Below are 20781 nucleotides of genomic sequence, written 5' to 3' on the forward strand. Positions count from 1 at the left end.
GTACCACTTCGTCGTCAGCACGTCCAAAAAACGGTTCTCCCGAGGGAGAACCAATCGTTGAAGCTGTTTACTAATCCATTTGAATGTTGGACTTCTTGGACTCAGAAACCATTCTAGCTTCTTTGCTTCCTAATAGGAACGATAAGATAAAAGTAAAAACCACAACACATATTACAATATATATTTGTTCTCTTATTGCATTAAAAATGTAACCATGATCTATTTGTGAAAAGTAGAAAGTGATGAGCCACCCCGTGATAACTCCGATAACAATTCCTATCATGCCAAATAATCCACACTGAACGATAACAATCTTCCGAATTTGACCGTGGGTTGCGCTAATCATACAAAGTATAGACATTTCACGACGTTTAGTCAGGAGGATGGCCGATAGATGATTAGCCATCCCGCTCAGTCCCATTATGAGCAACAACACAAAAGTCGCTCCCAATATCAAAATGCGCTCGGACATTTGCTTTGACAGCTCCTGCAACTGAGTAGATTTGTCGCTCCAATTGATTTCGTCATATTTATTCGTTTGAAGCATCTTTATATGCTGATCTACAAGCGTTTTCTGGGTCGGATCGACGTATAGCATGACACTATGCACATTGGGTTGATCCAGTCCTGTGAGCGCAGAGTTGTTCCAATCCAAAAGCAGCAGTGAGTCTTCGTTTGCATACAACTGATCTAATACTGCTGCAATCGTAACCTTCATCTGGCGGTAAGGTTCTTTATAAACTAAAGGAACGATAGAAAATTCCAAAGTATCCCCCTTCCTAACACCCAACATTTCGGCGTAACGCGCTGTTATCATTACCGCATTTTGTGATTCGATCTCTTGTGGCAATTGCAGATCAAGTTCCTTAACGAGAGAATGGATGTGAACCAGCTTATAGTTCGCCACTTCTCGTTTCAAAACAGGTTTATTGTGTTCATCTTTAAAAAATGGAGAAGGGGATGACTTTAAATTCAACCATCTCTGATTGCTCTTTGAGAAATCATAATTATCCAGAATTAATGTCCGATTGACGCTAACCGCAATAGCCGTTTTCACACCTGGTATTCGTTGCAAATCTTCTTGTATTTCCAACGGAACAGTGGAACGCATGCTTTTATTGCTCGATACTAAAATATCAGAGATGTAATTTGACTCTATTTGCTTCAACATGTTATCTCCAATCCATGTATAAATAGTGACAATCGGAATAGTCAATGTCATGGATAAACCAATGATAATAACAGCCAATGTACTTTGGGCTCGTTGGAAAATCAGATTTTGAACAGCAATTTTGGATTCTATGCCTGCTACTCGTTCAAGGAGCGGGGACAATATGCGCAAAACAGGTGATATCCAAAAGGGAGTTAACATATAAAGGGAGCTGGAGATCATTAATCCTCCTACAACATAGAACAGAACATGCAAGGAACTTTCCTGATCCCCCCATCTGCCTATACCTGCGCAAAGAAGACTAATCACCAATAACCCGACCGCTATCCATTTCTGAGTATTCCGAGGACGCAAATTTTCATCAAGTATCTCATTAAGGAATTCCATGGGCAGAACTTTTGAGGCTTTATGGGCAGGAATCAAGGAAGTTAAAAAAACAAATAAAGCGATGCTTATTGCAGTGACCGCAACGTACTTATATGAAATTGACACTGAAAATAATGGGATCGCAAGATACCAGGCCATCCAGTTTATAGTTAACTTTGTTAATAATACACCCATAAGCGAGCCGAGAAATGACCCGATAATGGCAATCGCCAACCCCTCTATACAGACCATCAACTTCAATTGACTCGGACTTCCACCGATCATACGTAGAAGAGCTAACTCTTTTTTTCTCTGTTGTACAGTAATGTAGAAACTACTCAGCATCATAAAACCACTGGCGAACAAAACCATAATGCCTAATGCATATCCGATGACGAGAAAACTATTTAATTTTTCTCCCTCTTCATGGTTACCTACAATATCCACATCCGGTATGGGATCTAAGTTATCCTTCACAAACCGCGAAAACCTTTGCTTATCATGATCTTTGACTAAATCTATCAATAGAAGATTAACTTTTACGTCGCTTCCTGCAATCTCTTGCAGGGATTGCAAATGAAAAATGGCATAGTCCGGCAACGGGCCGTCTGGTCCGTAAAGATCAGGGATAATTTCCTTTACGACCCAGGGCTGTGAAGATGGAATAGACGGTATGGATGTTTTACCGTGTAATTCGACATCCCAACGTTCGGCAAGTCTCTCAGTTAACACAATTTCATAGGGTTCCAGGGCTTGCGTAAATTTATAAGTCGATCTGGCAATTTCGGAATTATCAACCCCAACAACATAAAAATCAGGAGAGAGTCCAGGGATTTTAGGCGCTGCCAATATTTGCGCAAAACCTTGTACCATCGTACTGCTCGTAATTTGATCCATTTGTTCTGGGGTAAGCCCTTGTTCAGCAGTCCTATATCCCACCATAATATCGGTATACCCAAATTGATCAAACTGTTGTTTTTTTATTGAAGCATGAAGCATCTGACTGAGCAGCACTACACTAGTTAAAAGAACCGTACCTAACATTACGCCGATGAGCATATAGAGCATCCTGCTCTTTTTCGCAACAAGCATCTTCCAGGCTAGCATCAGAATAACCATCAGATATCAACCCTTCCTTGCGATGCAAGTTGAAGATCGACGATAACCGACACCCGTTTATTGTGGTCACATGCCTTATCATTAGCATGATCAAGAACCAGTTTGCCATCGTGTAAAAAAATGACCCGATCCGCGTGAGCGGCCACTTGAGGATCGTGAGTAACTAACAGAATGGTCTGATTACGATGTTTCTGAAGTTGAACCAGCAAAGACAAAATATGAGTGGTCGTTACCGAATCCAAATTTCCTGTTGGTTCGTCAGCAAGCAATAGGCAAGGATTTTGCACGAGGGCTCTCGCGATCGCGACACGTTGCTGCTCCCCACCCGATAAAGTGTGAGGATATTGTTTTCTTTTGTTAAACAAACCTACTTTCTCAAGCAGATCTCTCGCTTTATCGTAAGCCTCTTTCTTCTTCACGCCTGCCAGCAACAAGGGCATGGCAACATTGTCTTCGGCATTAATTGAGGCAATGAGATTAAAAAACTGGAATATGAATCCAACCTTTTCTCTTCGGTATTGTGTAGCATATGGTTCAACGGAAATATCTTGCAAAGATTGACCATCGACTCGTATATTACCTTCCGACGGTTCAATCAATGCTCCGACAAGTTGTAGTAAGGTTGTTTTACCAGAGCCGCTTTTCCCCATGACGACAATGAATTCTCCACGTGATACAGCTAGGTTAATATCCTTAATGACATATGTCATTTCCGAATGCGTTGTATAGAATTTGCTGAGATTTTCTATTTCCAGAATCACAGTCAAAGTGCTCGCCTCGATTCGAATTCGGTGTCTTGATACCATTGCGATTGGGTGCGGTACATTTTAGCATACTCCCCGTTTAACGAAAGCAATTCTTTATGGTTGCCAATTTCAATTATTTCACCTTGTTTCATAACTATTATACGATCGCATAATCTCTCATTTCTATCGCCTACGAAATTCAGCAGAAGTCCTCAAAGCAAATATGACATAAAGAGCCTCTTAAAAAAGGTAGTATGTACATATACTAGCAAATGCTTACATTTTTGTGTACCTTTTACGGGATCTTTTTGACTAGTTTTAATTTCGCATTAATCGCACTTACCATAGAAAATTTCAGCCTGACCGCCAATCATAAGATTTATTGTTTTTTCACTTATGGCTGCGAATTTTGCTTGTAACTCCTGACTATATTTTGTTGATTTTATTGAGTTTGCCGCGGCACAGATAAACACGAAAAATTTGGCATCCATTTTCGGCCCAGGTTAATAAAATAGAGCCACCCCGATTTGAGGTGGCTCTCCCGTCCATTTTATTATTGATCTAAGGTTTTCGTCCCTCACTAGCGAACAACTGAGCAATTTGTAATTGATCCGTATTTATGTTTTGCGGGTTGTTTTCATGAGCACCGATAAAATATGCGCTCTACAAACTCTGCTTACGAAGTTTCAGCGCGTGCAATCCGACGATCAAATGCCAGCCAAGATCGGCTGCAATCAAGAGTCGGCCGAACAGACCTGCCAGAACATCTGGACCAAACTGGCCATCTTGCGGGATTTGAAGTACGAATACAATCATGGCGACGAGTGTAATGCCGGTGCTCACAAACAGCCGTCCCCGTATCGGTCTCCAGGCGTTGCTGCGAGCCAGCGAAAGGCTGAGCAACAATGCTGCAACAGGTGTATAATCGAGCATGGCGCCAATGGAATGCATCTTGCCGCTGAACGTCGCATCGACCGGACTCACTGATATTGGATCGGTGACGAAGACGGCCGCAATCAAGACGCCGACTGCACTTATGCCAAGGATCCCCAGCCCAATGTATCCCGTGATGGTTCGAATTTGCGGCAAAATTGTTATTGCGACGCTAATCTGTGCAGCAGCCAACAATCCGAATGCAAGCTGCATCATCCATCCGAAGCTGCCGAGCGCATATTCACTTATAAAGCGCCACGTCGGGTCGAATTCCGGCTGCAGTAGATGGAGACTGCAAAGGATCAGAAAGAATAATGTCCCTGAAAGGACGGAAACCTGCGCCCATCTGGAAGCAGTCGCTGAAACTGGTTTTGCAACGAGTAACGGTTTAGCCAATTTCGTTCCCCCCCCCATAGTCAAGACTGTTGTCATCGACGATGCATATCCGCCTTCCATCCACCCATATGTTACCGTCCCTTCAGCACCGCCACTGATATGCCAGGCGCCGACCAAACGGCCCAACGTTTGAAGATCGTTCATCATCGCATTCTCCTCGTATGAACCCATTTACAGACCGAATTCGGCGATAGCCTTGGCCAGGACTTCTGGCGCCATCACAACGGCGGAATGATCTTGACCAGGCAGCGTATGTATACCAGCCTGAGGTAACCGTTCAGCAAGTGCACTAGCTGCGTCATGAAGGAACGGTTCACTGTTCTCGCCAACGATGATTATCGTGGAGGCTTTCACAACCCATCTATCGGCCGGCAGCGGCTTGCCTGACTGTGTGTTCCCCATAATCAGGCCGTCATACGCCAGTGTGTGTGAGAGCTGCTCCATTTTTTGCCATGATGGGTCGGCTTTCATATAGTCGATAAATTCCCCCGGAATGCCGAGAGCCTCGGATGCAAAATACTCGACTGCTTCGGTCCGTTTGCCGACTTCGATCAACCTATTCAAATGCTCAACGTATTCTGCAGGCACTCGCTTTCTGCTGTCATTGATGATGAACGGCGGTTCATATAGATACAGTTTTGTAACTTGATCTCCCAATTGGCTTGCCGCCTCAAGAGCTAATACCGCGCCGGACGAACTTCCGAACAGGCGGGCTTGGCCGCCTGCGACTTGAACCAATGCCTCGATATCTTCCACTTCTCGCTGAACGGCATATGGCGCATTACCGTGCTGTGACCACGTCCGCGGCGATCGTAATTATAGACTGTGAAATGAGCGGCCAGCTGCTCGGCTAACTGAGCGGCATCATGATGGTCGGCAGCTGCGGATGATACGAGAATTAGCGTCGGACCCGTTCCTTGCTTTTCATAAGCGATCTTTGTTCCATCTTTTGAAATAACTGAGTTCATATGTCCTCCCATGAAATTTTCTAAGTATTGTTCAAGTCGATCATAGGCATCGGTGAATCCCGACGCTCCCGATCCTTATGAATGGTTGTTTTTCTTCTCATCGACATCCATCCTTTTTAGGTCATGTTCCAGTGCATCAAGCCGCTCGTTCCAGATTTCCCGGCAGTTCAGCATGTAGCCCACTATAAAACGGTTGATTGCTGTCATAAATCCTCCTTCTTTTTGTAGTCGAGCATATAGTCCTCGAAATTGTCGAGACGTTCTTCCCACAGGATGCTGAAGGAATCAAACCATTCGTCCAGTTCCTTGAAAGGAGCGGCTTCAAGGCTATATATTCGCTGCTGTGCCTTACTGCGGGCTTTCACCAGCCCGGCCTCGCCCAATATGCGCAAATGGCGAGACACATGCGGCTGGCTAATACCTAGGGCTTGAACGATTTCCCCCACCGAGCGCGGTCTTTGTTTTAACAGTTCAACAATTTTAAACCGATTCGGCTCGGCGAGCGTAAGTAATGTTAACTGCATAGCTGATGTATTCATGTTTATAATATACACTTAGGTATATATATACATTAATATATATTAGGGAAATATTTCCCTCCTAAGTTATTTTCTTTAACAGAAATATTCAGTCCCCGCCTGGCACCGTCAAATTAGCATTGTTATCGCTTCTTCATCCGCTGACAAGAACTTTGCAACTTCATTTATTGTTGCGTCTGAAGAGATGATTTCGATACCGGTTACGATATGCTATATTTCCAAGCCAAAAAAAGAGCAGAGTGTTTATAACTGCCCCTTTGCCGGCCATTTTTGCTCTCGTAGAAAACCTAGAGGTAAGAAACCTCAGGTATTTTCCTCTACGCCTCTATTGGCCAATCTTTATATTTTTCTATTGCTTGAGCAATGATCGCATTCGTCGGGAACCGCAATTGCTTGCCTTTTTTCTTCTCCCGAATAAGCACCATTTTCATGGCATTGCTGACCTTTGCCACGACATCAGCACGATGCGGACTCGTCCAGTTGATTTGAAATCCCTTCTTCATTGCCGCGACCACTTTGCGAATCAAGCCTGAAATGAACTCATTGGAAGAGGCATCATTACCCCTTATTCTCGCCGCCGACGATTTATACATTATGGAATGTATTTTTTTAGTGATCTTAAATTTATTTTCACTCGTATAAATTCAATTATTCCGTTCTTGTCATAATCATCAAGATTTCTAAAACCATCAATCAGCCTTTTTTCGAACTCATCTTCATATATTGTCCCATCTTCGTCAGCCACACCGGTTAATAACCAGTTTAGGTTTACATTATAATGTGTTCGGATTGAGATAAGCGTTTCGCAGAAGGATTAATATTCCCCATTTCAATTTCACTCAGATTTCCTTGAGAAATGCCTATACCTTTTGCAAACTGAATTTGGTTTAAATTATTCTCTTTACGGATACATCTTGTTCTATGTTCAATGTCACTCAATAATTTCACAACCAATCGTAAATTCCCGTGTACATTTATTCACACAAATTAAAAGGAGCCCGAATCTTTCCCCGGGCTCCCTTCAGATGTTCAATCATCATGCATTTCGGTTCACAACATCTTTTACTGGTTCACGACTTTTTTATCACCAGACATCATATGTTAGGTGATAAAAAAGTCGTGAACCAACATAGTTGATTTTATTGGGATTGCTGCACCATATGATAATTACGAAAAAAAGAAAGTGTGGAACCACGGAAAACAACCACCTAAAGAAAGTTGGAAACTGTAGGCTCTGCCTAAATCAATGTTCCTTTGGATATTTAAATGTTTCATTCAATTTCCTCTTTAAACGTACAGGATTTATACACTTTATGAGCTATATTTATTTAATCCACAATGTAAAATAATTGCCCTGTCGATACATCCTGAGAGTTCTTTGACGTGATTTCATAATTTATCACAAAGGATTCATTCGACTTGACTAATATGTAGCATGGGAAAGCAATGTTCTCTTTAGGATTAAGTTCATCGAAATGAAACTCTACCACCAAATAATCTGCCTCGTTATGGATTTCAAAATCAAGCAAAGTTTTTAAATACCACCTAAAATCTGAATAATCATGTTCAATTCGTTTTTCAAGATCTAACAAATTTCGATACTGGTTAAATGGAATAAACGAATCATTTACATTATCTTGAACTTTGCTATCTTTTTGGTGACGCAAGAATAAATTTAAAACGCTATCATATCCTGTTAACTTTTCTAGTACAATGTATTCGGGTTCTTGATAACTGTCTGGTGTAAGAACTTCAATACTCATTGGTAATTTAATCAACACCTTAATTTTTTCGTCATACTGTTTTCCCTCGTTCTTTAAAACAAGAGGTATGAGTGAAAATTCTTCGAGAAATTTAAATTGCTTTACAAATGCTTCTAGTTCCTCAAGTTCATAATCATATTCCTCTAACTTTTCAAACTTTTGCTTTTCAACTTCATCCCCGATTCGCTCAACTGGAGTTGAAAAGAATGGTGTATGAAGCCGAACTTGCTGCTCTTTCAAATTGCCAACATAAAAGAAATCATCACTTAGTTGAATACCCAGGAGCCGCTGTGTTTTTTCACGGATTTCTTGTTGCTTCTTCGGTGAATATTCTGATGAAACGTACAATGATAACTTAAGTGGACTTCCAAATATTCCAGTTTCCTTCACCACCTCTTTCTCTTTTTGTGGTATATGGATCTTATTGATTTCATCAATTTCTTTTATTAACTTTTGTTTTCGTTTTTCAATAAACTCCATGTTTAGTAATTTGAGATTAAATGACTTCATTGTATTTGAAAATGATACTTTTTGGGTAAGGTAAAACTCAACAAGCAATTTATTGGACGGCAAGTCACTCTTAACTTCTGGATAATTAAAATACACCCACTCCAATAGTTGCTTCTCAAAATCAGCCTTAGATACTTTACTTCCATTTGTTGAAAATTTAAAAAATTGATAAACAATTGCACCTGTCATCATTTCCAACAAATAGTGCCCAACAGTATGTCCCTTATGAGACAGGAATTTGTTGAGAGACGTATAAATTTTTGATTCCATTGAGTCCAAATCGAAATTCTCTAACTGGACGTTCATCCTATCAAGAAAAGGACTGATTGTAGCTATTTCATCCTGCTCGTCAGCAGCAAAGTTGTTTTTGTTCAGTTTATTAATAAACTGTTTGGTTGGATCACTACAAGTTCCAATAAGAATTAATTTATAATCTTTTGCATTCGGCACATCCTGAAGCAGCGTTTCAAACCAATGAATAATATTGGGCTTAGTAAAATTATTTATCGAAGATTTAACTTGTGTGACTTCTTGTTCATCGTTTTCATAAAACCACGATATATCAACCTTATCGTTTGTCGTGTCAGGTTCGATTTGAACGAAAAGCCAATCTCTTGCGACCAATGAATTCAGTACTGACACAACTGACTGATACAAGTATCCTCTTGCCCCTTCTTTTCCTCCCATACCTCTTCACCCGTTCTATAAATAAATTTTACAAACCGCAACGCCCACAAATATCTAACCACCTACACCATTGAACATAAAAATATTTATTTAACTTCCATGGAATGTTTTGTTTTAAGAGAGATTTGAATATGGAGATAAATCAATTCTAATACCAAAATTATTCTCCGCTGTTTCTTGAATATCATTTACCAAATCCCCACAACCATATGCATTATATATTTGACTATTTGAGTTCATAACTTTAAGTAATTCGTTAAGCTCATCTTCTTCAAATTCTTCTAATTTTCGTTTCACTATCTCAATACGCCTAATCGCACCTGAATAATTATTTGCACTTGATAGATATTTAATTAGCATTTTTCTATATACATTCATCTTATTAACTGTTCTTGCAAGTTCCTCTAGTCTATTAAGGGTTATATAATTGAATTCGCGGGAACTAAGGTGTGGTACTACTTTATTAAGATGTTCCTCCGGATCAGAACTTAAAAACCATGCTCGAACGAAAAGGGAGTTATACCTTCTAATCTCCGTATCTAGCTGTTTCTGTACATCCTCATCAAGAAGTATAAACAACCGTGGTGATTGATTAAAAAGATCAATTAATTTATTTATTTGTTTTTTTCCAAAGGAGACTTGACTGTAGTAAACTGGATCATCCGACAAACATTTGATTACCAAATCCGGATATATTCGGTTAATTAACTCAACCGTTATAGCGTTAACCTCTCTATTTTCATCACAGTCATCATCATCCAATCTATAGGTAAACTTCCACAATTTCTTAAAAAGGCTTGTCAACGCTTTTCCGTTCATTTCACCAAGATACCTCTTAACTAACATCCTTTCGAATTCAGTAGTGTCATTAGCTAGCTCGTACATCTGAGGTAACTTAGTAATAATAAGATCAACCAGTTTTGCAGTATGAGTGGATGACTTTGTAAGCACTCCCTCCAACATATTGCGAATATGAGCCCGAACAGTTTCTTTATTGGGTGTAAACAACACATTATCTTCTGTATCAAGTATGTTTGGATGAGCTGATAAATTGCGATGATCTTTCAAATACTCTATATTTGCCTTATCTGATAATTCAAGAAGTTTAGTTTCTTGGAACACCTTTTCGACCAACAATTTCTCCCATTTGGAGGAAGTAATATCTTTTTTCTTTTCTTGTTCAACTTCTTTAAGAATTTTTTCAGCACCGGGATCACTCTCACGTTCTACCTGATCCTTTAATTTGAAAACAAGATCGGAAATAACAATTGCATATAGCGAAAGTACAGCCGATCTATAATTACCAATTGCATACGAACTCATAACTTCTTGAAAATATTCTTTTGTTTTTGGATGCTTAATACGTTCTGCTGCTACATCTAGAGAATAATCCTGCATCAAATTTATCTTAACCTTTCTTCATTAGTGTATTATTTTGAGCTGTCGTAAATGAGATAAACTTATTTGAAGTTCAAAAAGATCATGCACCGAAAAGATTCACTGTAATATAATTCCCCCCGCAACAAAGGCCATCCTTTCCTCTATTATATTTTTCAAAACGCAAACAAGATCATAGGCGATTCTATTGCTTAGTTTAATAGCTTAAGTTCCCAAACAGTTCTACTTTTCTCACTTGGGACCGCAATTACAAGTAGTTTACTTGGCCTCGTCATTCCAACATATGCAATACGTAATTCCTCATCATCAAGTGTTTTTAAGCCTTGAGAAAGCATCGTTCTATAATAACCCCCTTTGGCACCCCTTTCTTTTAAAATGAGTAAAACAGCATCAAAAGTTTCCCCTTTAACCGTATGTACAGTACCTATTCTAAATCTTTCAGAGCAATCTTCTGTAATTCTAAATAATTCGTCAAAACTGCAATCCACACAATTAGGTTTGAGATTCATTTTTATAGGCATATTGTGACATCTAAGAATATCCGACGCCTGTTTTACCCATTCAATAATACTACCAGTCGGAGAAGGCAAACACCTCAGTATATGCATTATGTTCTGTCGATGATGAACAAAGCCTCTTTCCAAGATCCAATTATTAAGATCATTTGCGGAACAGTAATTTTTATTATGTAATCCTTTGTATATAGCTTTCTCTGCTAGTTTAAATGCATCTAAAATACGTCCCTTTTCGGCCATATATTTACTTTTTGCTATATCTCTAACGTAGTACCTACCTACTAACCATGGATGTTCAATCCGTTCAGGTTGGGATAGAATCTGGCTCTGTATAGACTTACTTCTAAAAATAACAGCAACCTTTTCATGACTAATCTCAATCTGATGTTGTTCACATAAATGAAGAAAGTAATCAATTGTTTGTTGGATACATTCCGGTTTGTAACAAATAACCTCCGGAATGTGGCCATAATTCTTAACAGTCTCATTAACCGCGACCGGTGGATTATCACGAGAAGTAAGATTATATGTTACATTACAAATATTCTGGGAGCTCCGTCTATTTTCATCTAAAACGACAGAGTTCTTTCCCCACTCATTAAATTTATCGATAAAAAGATCAGGCCGAGCGTCGTTCCACTCAAAAATGGCTTGATCAGGGTCCCCAACTAACATTACATTTTTAAGTCCATTATCAATTAATTTATTGATTATGCCCATTTGAATCTCGGATGTATCTTGTGCCTCATCGATAATGAGTTCTGGAAATCTCATAGCAATAGACTGTGCAATATTAGGATACTTTTCAAGGATTTTTAACGAGAAGTAATTAGCATCTGCTTGCGTTGCATATCCTTGTTTCCAATACTTCATTTTTGTCTCGCGCAATCTATTCACATGACCACTTTCAGAACCATCCTTATTTCTCCATTTAAAATGAAACCTCTTAAAATCTGCTGTTGTTGGTATAACACCATCATTAATTGAAAAGCTTGTGCAATCAAAATACTGATCATAATCATAATCATAATCGTAATTCCCAGCTGACCATGTGCCATGCGGTTCACCAACAAGGATAGGCCGTTTTCCACAACCCATTATTAAATGTCCAAACGGCAAGAATATAAATTTATTAATAAAACTATCCAACGTTCCAAGATGATGAGGGAAATTTATTGTCATCCCTAAGTTTTGATCGAGCATTTTCCGAATTTCATGCCATGCCACGTTTGTAAAGGATAATACCGCAATCCCCCTAGTTGATAGTTGCCAATTATTTAGCTTATGAGCCAATCTTGCTGCTGTCGTATATGTTTTTCCACTTCCAGGACAAGCCTTAACGGCAAATAACCCTTTCTTTTCAAACACGATTGTTCGTTGAATGTGAGATAAACTTTCAAACATTTAGTTCACCCTTAATGACCCAACTTATCGAACGTTTTATATAGTCTGGAACTACAAACTGTCTCCTAGCTATTTCATCATTCTCAAGTTTTAGAGCAAGCCGATGTGCTAATTCCGATTTTGCTTTATTACTTACCACTTTTCTCAGGAAGCTGTGTGCAAAATCAGAACTTGTGTCGCCAGATATCCTGGAAGCCGAGATAGGATGCATGTCCTGAAAAATACTAAACAATAAATTTTTATTATAGTCACTGGCCATAATTAGCTCGTATTCAAACGTCACAGCTGAAGTTTCGACATGCAGCAGTCCACCCTTCAGCTCTAAAGCATTTTGCGCTCTTGAAGATACTTCCTCTGTCGCTAGGTCCCTATCATCATCAGTGATAATCACACTACGTATACCTAGTCTCTTGTTTTTATCATTTGAATTAAAAAGTCTTCCAAAATGTTCAAAAGAAACACCGTTAACAATAACAATTTCGATACCCATTTTGTCCAAATCATATTCATTCCCCATGATTTTCGAAAACTTCTGTAACAAAAGAGCTTCTGATATCCCTTCGACAAAAATAACTCCATTTGAAAAAAACAATTGCGACTTGGTTACATCAAGAAACTTACCCAGATATTTTTTATTATCATCAGACAACTCTGAATTTGCTAAAGAATATGTAGATACATTATTGTCTTGGCATTGTACTACGATCAACGAATCAAGGTCCGCTCTAGCTGTAATTGTTGGTGAATGCGAAGTAATAAAGATTTGAAATCCAATCGAATCTAATTTGCTTAGATAATTAAAATAAATACTCTGTAATTGTGGGTGCAGATGTGCCTCTGGTTCCTCAATTAGTAACGCAATATATGACTCTGGTTCTAAATGCTTACGATTCTTCAAGTCACCCAAAACTGTTGCCATGTACAGCAAATTATTATACCCGAGGCCATTTTGTTGAATATCAAAGTATTTTTGTTTGCTGTAGTCCCCTCCCAAAATGTTTGTATCAAATACAGGAAATAATACTCTTAAGCTATCGACGATTTTCCTGAATTCAAAAGGTAAAAATTCCACTTCCACTTTTTGTTTTTTATTTGATATAGAAGTCTCATCAAGATGCTCGTTAATCTTTTGCTTTCCTGTTTCAATAATACTCCCCCAATCAGGGTCTCCAGTTAACGCTTCCCTAAGTCTTAGTGTTAATTCATCTCGTTTTTCATCAGTAATGGGATTACCATGAATATCTTCCCGGAGATAAGAAAATAATTCACCTAATCTATTTCCACGAACTGGTCTAAGTTGTTGAGCTGCGTCTCTAAGGGCATCCAGATACACGAAAAGCAACAAATTAAAAACATCGGGTGTAATTTGTTGTCCCTCGTTGTCCCCTCCCCAAACGTTGTATCTGATTTTCTCAATACCGTTCTTATATTCTAAAAAATATTTATAATGAATCTGTAAACATTGCTGAGTTCCATCCTTAGATAGGGAAAATAAATCGATAAAAATTCCGCTTTCTGTGGGGTCTTCTATCTTGAATTGTAAATGGAATTCAATCGGGTTGATATTTGCATCAGGATCATGCCGATTAATATGAAAATCACTTCGCTTCACATACGTGTCTCTCAATTGTTTGCCATAATTGAAGCAAATCCTAAGAGCATCAATTATCGTTGACTTACCAGCATTATTTTCACCAATTAATATATTTAACCCTTTACGAAAATCAATGCTGAGACAAGATATATTTCTGAAATTCTTAATAATTAAATTCTCCAAAAACATATTGATCCCCCATTATCGTTATTATGTATAACATCATTTCAGCTGACTTCGTTTTTCTTCCAAATTATCCACTTTTAGAATTCGACAGATTATTCCAAATCCCTACTTTTGAAACCAATTCCTTTACCTATAACAATAAATTCATTACCTGGCTGCTCCTCCACTAATAATGCAATTGGCATTATTGTTAAGAACATTTACTATTCTACTCACTCTCCACCCCCTTAAAACATAAAAAACCTAGTAACATTAAATCATTACTAGGTTTTGCTTATAAGAATAATAACACCCTATGGTATATTAAATTTTAAATCATACCCCCAAGTGATGCTCTTTCGATAACACCTTGTGAAATTATAATATCTCAGCGCTGTCAACAATGAAAAAAAGGTACATCTGCTCAGGTCCATAAACTGGTACAGTTCTATTTTCGTTTCATCGCTCGTTCAAACTCATCGACTAGCTTTGCAAATTCGGATACATTCGGCTCAAGTCCAAATGCACGCTTCATGTCCCTATAATGGCGAAAAAAACCACATTCGCTTCTTCACAAGGATACCCTAATAGCTGAAGCTCCAAAATAACAGCTTGTGCGTAATGCTTAATCATTAATCGTCGACTTGACATCTGGGACATAATTAAGTGACACCTTTAAAGGATACGCTCTAATTAAGATGCATCTCCAGCTGTTCAATAATTTTTTCGTCTAGCTCTTTTGTAGTATTTCTATACATTTTACTAAATACCTTAATATTATCAAGTGAGTCGACTCTCTTTTTATACTTCCTCATCTGTTTTATTATTATTGGAAGATGTCGTATCAAATATTGATCTTTCGATTCGACTCTTCTTTTTAGCAAATCTATAGACTTTGGAAATTTAGCCGATGAAATCTCCAAATGATTCATAACCTTCTTAGGCAATTTCCGTAGTATAGTGTACTTTTTAATCTGCTCTGATGGATTTAACCTGTATAATTCGTCCGCAGCATGTGCTACCATCGTACAATAATGGTTGTCCAGTTTGTTCCAATCTTTTCGAATTTGATTTTTTCTGCTTGGGGGCAATATTTGCTCCATCCACTCTCGATCTTCTTTCATCATTATTTGATATAAATCCCCAGCTTGTTTAGCAATTTCGGCTCTCGTTAACGTTATACCGTTATCTCTCCCAAGAATATCCAGTATTCTTTCCCGTTTTTTACTTAGAAGCTTCGATACTTCGAATGTTGAAGCGACTTCAATATTGGCATCTAAGGAAGTCCACAACATATTTAAACACTGCAAAATTCTTGTATCAGAACTCGGTTTTCTTAACCTTTTAAAATATTGATTTATTTGTGTAGGTGAAGTATTTAGTTTTTTAGCAATTTCACTATAGCTTAAGCCACTTGAATGAAGTTCTAATAGGGTTGAATACCAGAGCGGGCCCATTGTCAACACAGCATAACGCTTGTCATTATTTAAGTCCTCCATCTTCCACCTCCTAGAGAAACTAAAACCACATAAAGGGCAACCAAATAAGCCAGAAATATACTTACCACCGTGATCAACTCGAACACATTTTTTAATGACTTCTAAGTTGTATCCTTTACATATCGGGTTATTGCAAATCCAAGGTCCGTTTCCAAAAGGTATTGGAATTGAATAGGCTGTGGTGTCTAATAAAAAATTGTTTACTGATTTTGCTAAGAACATGATCATCAGTATATATAGTAGAATATTTTTCACAGGACCTTTTGTAGCAAAGAAACTGAAACTTCCTATTTGTGATAACAAGTCTGCAGCAATATACTCTTTGAGGCCATTTTGAATTAGATAGTTGTTAAAATCATGAATAAGCTGCGTTTTGTCTATTCTCCCTGAATATTTTAAGTATCCATTAGTTCCCAAGATATTTCTTATTTTTATAAAGATTACTTCTCGAGATAACTGACTTGAAAACTTAACGATTTGATAAAAGTTATTAAGTATCTGTTTCTCGGCTTGATATTTAAGAGGATTAGCCATTTTTTTATATTCCGATAAAGTGCAACCACATTCACAACGTTGAGAAGCTAATAAATCCCTTTCATCTATCATTGCCAACTTCTTTTCGCAATTGGGACAGTGTGTAAGCAGTTCATAAGCATGCTCTGGACAAAAAGATAAGAATGTTATTTGATGAATTCTATGCGGATAAACTTCTCCATATTTCTGATAATCACCGTTCATGCATTCGGGACAATATCGAATATTCTCTGATATGAATCTTCTTTTTCCTCTACCTAGAAAAATGGAGATGTTAAATTCCCCTTCATTATTCAAAATTTCTTTAAACGCAGCAATTAGTCTGTCTTCTGGAATAAACGGTTTAACCCAATAAAAAAATGTATTTAAGTTGTGCAAAGAAGACTGGAGGATAAAAAGTTGTTTGAACTCGGGGAAAGAATTAAAGAACAAAGATTGAAACAGAAATGGACTCAAGACGTCCTTGCTCAAAAAATAGGTACTTCAAAACACGTAATATCAAACTGGGAACGTGGGGTCGCAAACCCTGATTGCAAACAAATTGTCCTTTTATGTAAAGCCTTGTCTGTTTCAGCTGATTTTTTACTCGGGATCACAGATATGCCAGATCCGTATTACAAAGATACAGTCAGCCAATTAAACCTTTTATCTTCTTTAAGCTATTCTTTCGCTAAAGAAAATTCATGGGACTTACTGCAGCTTATTGATTCTGGAATCGCATTGAGCGTGAACAATGAGAAGCTTTCAAATAAAGAAAAAGCCCTCCTTCAAGAAGTGATTTCATCAATAATAACAAAGGTTCGCGAGATGACCTGAAAAACTAGGGAAAGATAAAAGGAATATTTATGAATATTGTCATAAAACTCTCACCCTGGCAATGCATACTATAATTTCTCGTGGTTTTTCCGGTACTTCTTAAGTGCTCTTATTCAATGCCATACTAGATACGAAGGCTTGCTATCTAATCATCATCTTTAGAGGACAAGGAATTCACTACTTTTTGTACTGAGCATTAGCAACTACGTTTCTACAATTCCCATGTATCGTTGCTATTTGGCCCACCTTTCCCAATAGCAACGATAAATAAATTATATATTAACTTGCATACATCACTTCGTTACTTCCATGCTTATTCTCTGTAAGCTACATTGAAACTTAAGAATATAATTTATGTTACAAGGAATATCCGTTTATCGATATTTTAAACAAGCAATAAGCAATTTAATCGATTAATCCTATAAGAAATTTTTCATATATCATAGTAACCAACAAGACAATGTTGGTTCATCTATAGATATGTGTTAACATTCTGCGGAAAATGTTTCTTTTAGTAGAGAATAAGTGTATGTATAAACCAAAACCTATTGAAAATACTAAGACCCGGATAAGTTGAAATTATCCGGGTCACACCAATAAACGCCCCTCATAGGCGTGGGTCTATATTGGTAGTGAAGTAGACTATTTCTCATAGAGTGAGGGTCCCTTCTTTTTATGCATAGATCTAATTATGAGTACTCGATACTGGGTCATGGAATAGCTCCCTATCCACTACAAATCCTTTTTTATTAAATCAGTTATTATTTATGTATATTTTCAGTAATCTTTAAATCGATAATATCTGAAACCTCTTGTTGGTCACAAACTGGTAATTTTCTGAACTTAATGAGTAAGAAACTCTCCACTTTATTAAGTTCTCCAACCTTTGGATTGAGACTATTTTCATTTGCTGTATATCCAAATAAGAGCCACATTGCGTTTACGTTAAACACTTTGATAATAGCTAGAATTGTTTCCAGAGAAGGATTATATTTATTCTGTTCTAGCTCACTCAAAGTTCCCTGGGACACGCCGATTAAGTGCGAAAACTCGGTTTGGTTCATCTGATGTTGCTTCCTAATTTCCTTAATTCGTCCCCCTAACATTGGCTCCAACTCCTACTTAATAATGAAGTCCCGATGACCTAACAAGGCATCATCGGGACTGTTCTAGAAGTTCCAAACTTTTTTTACTGGTTCCATAGATTTTTTAATGGTTCCAGACATTTTTTACTGGTTCCACACATTTATTTCACCAGACATCATTGTCCTTTCGTATTTAAGTTGGTATCTCTCCATTTCCCCTTCCCAAACTCCCTCAATCCCTTCTCCCACTTACATTCACGCCCTTTCTCTCCCTTAAACCTTACCTCTATTCTGTAATTCAAGTTCTCCCCCAAAAACTACCCCTTCGGGATTAAAACAGATGAAAAACAGGCAAAATCAGAAGAAAAAATGGAATTAAGTTCTTCCATAATAGATTTAAGGATGAAGGAGAAACGGATGATGGATCAGGCATTTTCCCAGGCTCTTTTTTCAGGCTTTCCTTCCCGCTCTTTCTTTGGTTAAATCCACTTCAACCCCAATACTGACAGGCTTTCTCCCGCACTTATTCAATCGTTTGTTCAAACAAAAAAGAACCGAGACAACGTACCGAAGGTACGTATCCCGATTCTTCTATAAACTGAATACATATTGACTGCTCCCGCTTTCTCCCCTGTTCAGATACCAACTTAATTACAGCAGATACGAACTTGAATTACGAGGGAAGAACTTGAATGCGAGGAGACAATCATATTTTTGCCCCTCACTCCCCCTACTCCACCGTCACACTCTTCGCCAAGTTGCGCGGCTTGTCGACATCATTGCCGCGAGCCAGGGCAGCGTAATAAGCAAGCAGTTGCAGAGGCACAACGGATAGCGCCGGGGTAAGCATCGGCAGCGTCTTCGGAATAGAGAGCGCTTGATCGACAGACTTCAGCAAGTCCGCAACATGCTCCTCATGGGTGATGGCCATGACATCCGCGCCGCGTGCCTTCACTTCCTTGATGTTGCTGACGGTCTTCTCAAGCACGTTGTCTTGGGTGACCAGGGCAATGACCGGAATTCCTTCCTCGATCAATGCAAGCGTGCCGTGCTTTAGTTCGCCGGCTGCATAAGCTTCGGAATGGATATAGGAAATCTCCTTCAGCTTCAGCGAGCCTTCTTGTACAACGGAGTAATCCAGGCCGCGTCCGATAAAGAACAGATGCTCGTGATCCGCAATTTGCTCGGCATAAGCCTTCACTGCGTCCGCCTTCTCCAGCATGCTCTCTACTTGTTCAGGCAGGGACTGCATCGCCGCAATGACATGGGCGATCTCCTCCTCGCTTTGTGTGCCGCGAACCTGAGCCATGTACAATCCAAGCAGGTAGAACGCGATCAATTGGGAGGTATAAGCTTTCGTCGAAGCGACAGCGATCTCCGGTCCGGCCAGCGTAGCGATAACATCGTCCGCATCGCGGGCGATCGAGCTGCCGACCACGTTCGTAACAGCGAGTACGTGAGCACCGTTCGCATGGGCTTCACGCAGCGCAGCCAGCGTATCCGCCGTTTCGCCGGATTGGCTGACAACGATGACGAGCGTGTCCGGCGTGATCAGCGGCGAGCGATAGCGGTATTCGGATGCCACGTCGTTCATCACCGGAATGCGAACCAACTGCTCAATGGCCGCGCCGCCAACAAGTCCGGCATTGTATGCCGTACCGCAGGCTACGATGTGAATGCTGCTGAGGCTGCGTATTTTCTCCTCTGTCAGCTTCAAATCAGGGAAGACTACCTGGCGTCCGTCCTCGCTGATCCGGCCTCTCATCGTGTCACGGTAGGCCTTAGGCTGCTCATGGATTTCCTTCAGCATGAAATGATCGAAGCCGCCTTTTTCTGCGGTCACCGCATCCCAATCGACAGAAATCATTTCCCGAGAAATAAAGTTCCCCTCAATGGTCATCAATTCGACAGCATCTTCGGTCAGAACCGCCATCTCACCGTCATTCAAAATATATATTTTGCGCGTGTAATTCAAAATGGCAGGAATGTCTGAGCCGATGAAGTTCTCCCCTTCACCCAGCCCAATAATCAGCGGGCTCGCCTGACGTACAGCGACAAGCTTGTTCGGTTCATATTCCGTCAGCACCCCAAGCGCAAAAGCACCGCGCATATAGGTGATGGCCTTCTGAACCGCCTTGACGATGTCTCCTTCATACTCGCGAGCAACCAAATGGGAGATGACTTCCGTATCCGTTTCGGAAACAAACACGTACCCTTGGCTGATCAGTTCTTCCTTCAACTCTAAATAGTTCTCCACGATCCCGTTATGCACAACGGAGAACTTCTGGCTGTGATCGGTATGCGGATGCGAGTTCACATCCGACGGCTTGCCGTGGGTAGCCCAGCGGGTATGTCCGATACCGGCCGTACCTACAAGCGGCGTATCCTCCAGTTTCGATTCCAGGTTGGCCAGACGGCCGATCGACTTGGCGATTTGCAGACCCTCCGGTGTAAATACGGCGATGCCTGCGGAATCATACCCGCGGTACTCCAGCTTCTTCAGTCCCTCGATCAATACGGTTTGCGTGTCTCTCTTCCCAATATATCCAACAATCCCACACATATTTATATAT

18 protein-coding genes are annotated in these 20781 nt (G+C 39.5%); 1 reads left to right on the forward strand and 17 read right to left on the reverse strand.

Annotated features, from left to right (window positions below; all coding sequences use genetic code 11):
* Window positions 1–70: 70 nt before the first annotated feature.
* From QNH46_RS21150 to QNH46_RS21210, 15 genes are all read right to left on the reverse strand, one after another.
* The gene (locus QNH46_RS21150; protein ID WP_283925914.1) at window positions 71–2656 is read right to left on the reverse strand and encodes an FtsX-like permease family protein; all 2586 of its coding nucleotides are present in this window, start codon (window positions 2654–2656) and stop codon (window positions 71–73) included.
* The gene (locus QNH46_RS21155) at window positions 2656–3417 is read right to left on the reverse strand and encodes an ABC transporter ATP-binding protein (protein WP_283928521.1); all 762 of its coding nucleotides are present in this window, start codon (window positions 3415–3417) and stop codon (window positions 2656–2658) included. Before QNH46_RS21155 ends, QNH46_RS21150 begins: the two co-directional genes overlap by 1 nt.
* Before the next feature lie 648 nt (window positions 3418–4065).
* Window positions 4066–4875, reverse strand: a complete 810-nt coding sequence (locus QNH46_RS21160) for a DUF998 domain-containing protein (protein WP_283925915.1) — start codon at window positions 4873–4875, stop codon at window positions 4066–4068.
* A 27-nt stretch (window positions 4876–4902) separates the two neighbouring features.
* Complete coding sequence (locus QNH46_RS21165) at window positions 4903–5469, reverse strand: alpha/beta fold hydrolase (protein WP_283925916.1); 567 nt, start codon at window positions 5467–5469, stop codon at window positions 4903–4905.
* Window positions 5409–5699: an alpha/beta fold hydrolase family protein gene (locus tag QNH46_RS21170; protein ID WP_283925917.1), complete on the reverse strand. Its 291-nt coding sequence runs from the start codon at window positions 5697–5699 to the stop codon at window positions 5409–5411. The genes QNH46_RS21165 and QNH46_RS21170 overlap by 61 nt, the downstream gene beginning before the upstream one ends.
* A gap of 75 nt (window positions 5700–5774) precedes the next feature.
* Window positions 5775–5906: a hypothetical protein gene (locus QNH46_RS21175; protein WP_283925918.1), complete on the reverse strand. Its 132-nt coding sequence runs from the start codon at window positions 5904–5906 to the stop codon at window positions 5775–5777.
* A complete protein-coding gene (locus QNH46_RS21180; protein WP_283925919.1) occupies window positions 5903–6238 on the reverse strand; it encodes an ArsR/SmtB family transcription factor in 336 nt (111 codons plus the stop codon). The genes QNH46_RS21175 and QNH46_RS21180 overlap by 4 nt, the downstream gene beginning before the upstream one ends.
* 317 nt (window positions 6239–6555) lie before the next feature.
* Window positions 6556–6831: a hypothetical protein gene (locus QNH46_RS21185; protein ID WP_283925920.1), complete on the reverse strand. Its 276-nt coding sequence runs from the start codon at window positions 6829–6831 to the stop codon at window positions 6556–6558.
* Window positions 6832–7006: 175 nt separating this feature from the next.
* Window positions 7007–7186 carry a helix-turn-helix domain-containing protein gene (locus QNH46_RS24655; RefSeq protein WP_430691852.1) on the reverse strand — a complete coding sequence of 60 codons (180 nt, stop codon included), beginning with the start codon at window positions 7184–7186 and terminating at the stop codon, window positions 7007–7009.
* A 380-nt stretch (window positions 7187–7566) separates the two neighbouring features.
* A complete protein-coding gene (locus QNH46_RS21190; RefSeq protein ID WP_283925921.1) occupies window positions 7567–9198 on the reverse strand; it encodes a hypothetical protein in 1632 nt (543 codons plus the stop codon).
* Between the two features lie 114 nt (window positions 9199–9312).
* The gene (locus QNH46_RS21195) at window positions 9313–10596 is read right to left on the reverse strand and encodes a hypothetical protein (RefSeq protein WP_283925922.1); all 1284 of its coding nucleotides are present in this window, start codon (window positions 10594–10596) and stop codon (window positions 9313–9315) included.
* Window positions 10597–10787: 191 nt separating this feature from the next.
* Complete coding sequence (locus tag QNH46_RS21200) at window positions 10788–12515, reverse strand: ATP-dependent helicase (protein WP_283925923.1); 1728 nt, start codon at window positions 12513–12515, stop codon at window positions 10788–10790.
* Window positions 12508–14298, reverse strand: a complete 1791-nt coding sequence (locus QNH46_RS21205) for an ATP-dependent nuclease (RefSeq protein WP_283925924.1) — start codon at window positions 14296–14298, stop codon at window positions 12508–12510. Before QNH46_RS21205 ends, QNH46_RS21200 begins: the two co-directional genes overlap by 8 nt.
* Window positions 14299–14387: 89 nt before the next feature.
* Entirely contained in the window at window positions 14388–14495 is a 108-nt protein-coding gene (locus QNH46_RS24660; RefSeq protein WP_430691853.1) for a CAT RNA binding domain-containing protein, read from the reverse strand.
* 468 nt (window positions 14496–14963) lie between these two features.
* Entirely contained in the window at window positions 14964–16685 is a 1722-nt protein-coding gene (locus QNH46_RS21210; RefSeq protein ID WP_283925925.1) for a TnsD family Tn7-like transposition protein, read from the reverse strand.
* Here QNH46_RS21210 and QNH46_RS21215 point away from each other — a divergent pair.
* Window positions 16680–17123, forward strand: a complete 444-nt coding sequence (locus tag QNH46_RS21215; RefSeq protein ID WP_283925926.1) for a helix-turn-helix domain-containing protein — start codon at window positions 16680–16682, stop codon at window positions 17121–17123. The genes QNH46_RS21210 and QNH46_RS21215 overlap by 6 nt on opposite strands.
* Window positions 17124–17884: 761 nt before the next feature.
* Here QNH46_RS21215 and QNH46_RS21220 read toward each other — a convergent pair.
* Window positions 17885–18187 carry a helix-turn-helix transcriptional regulator gene (locus QNH46_RS21220; RefSeq protein WP_283925927.1) on the reverse strand — a complete coding sequence of 101 codons (303 nt, stop codon included), beginning with the start codon at window positions 18185–18187 and terminating at the stop codon, window positions 17885–17887.
* 751 nt (window positions 18188–18938) lie between these two features.
* Window positions 18939–20771, reverse strand: coding sequence for a glutamine--fructose-6-phosphate transaminase (isomerizing) (gene glmS, locus QNH46_RS21225; protein ID WP_213594044.1), 1833 nt, complete (start codon window positions 20769–20771; stop codon window positions 18939–18941).
* Window positions 20772–20781: the final 10 nt, after the last annotated feature.

It is taken from the genome of Paenibacillus woosongensis, from assembly GCF_030122845.1.
Taxonomy (GTDB): Bacteria; Bacillota; Bacilli; order Paenibacillales; family Paenibacillaceae; genus Fontibacillus; species Fontibacillus woosongensis_A.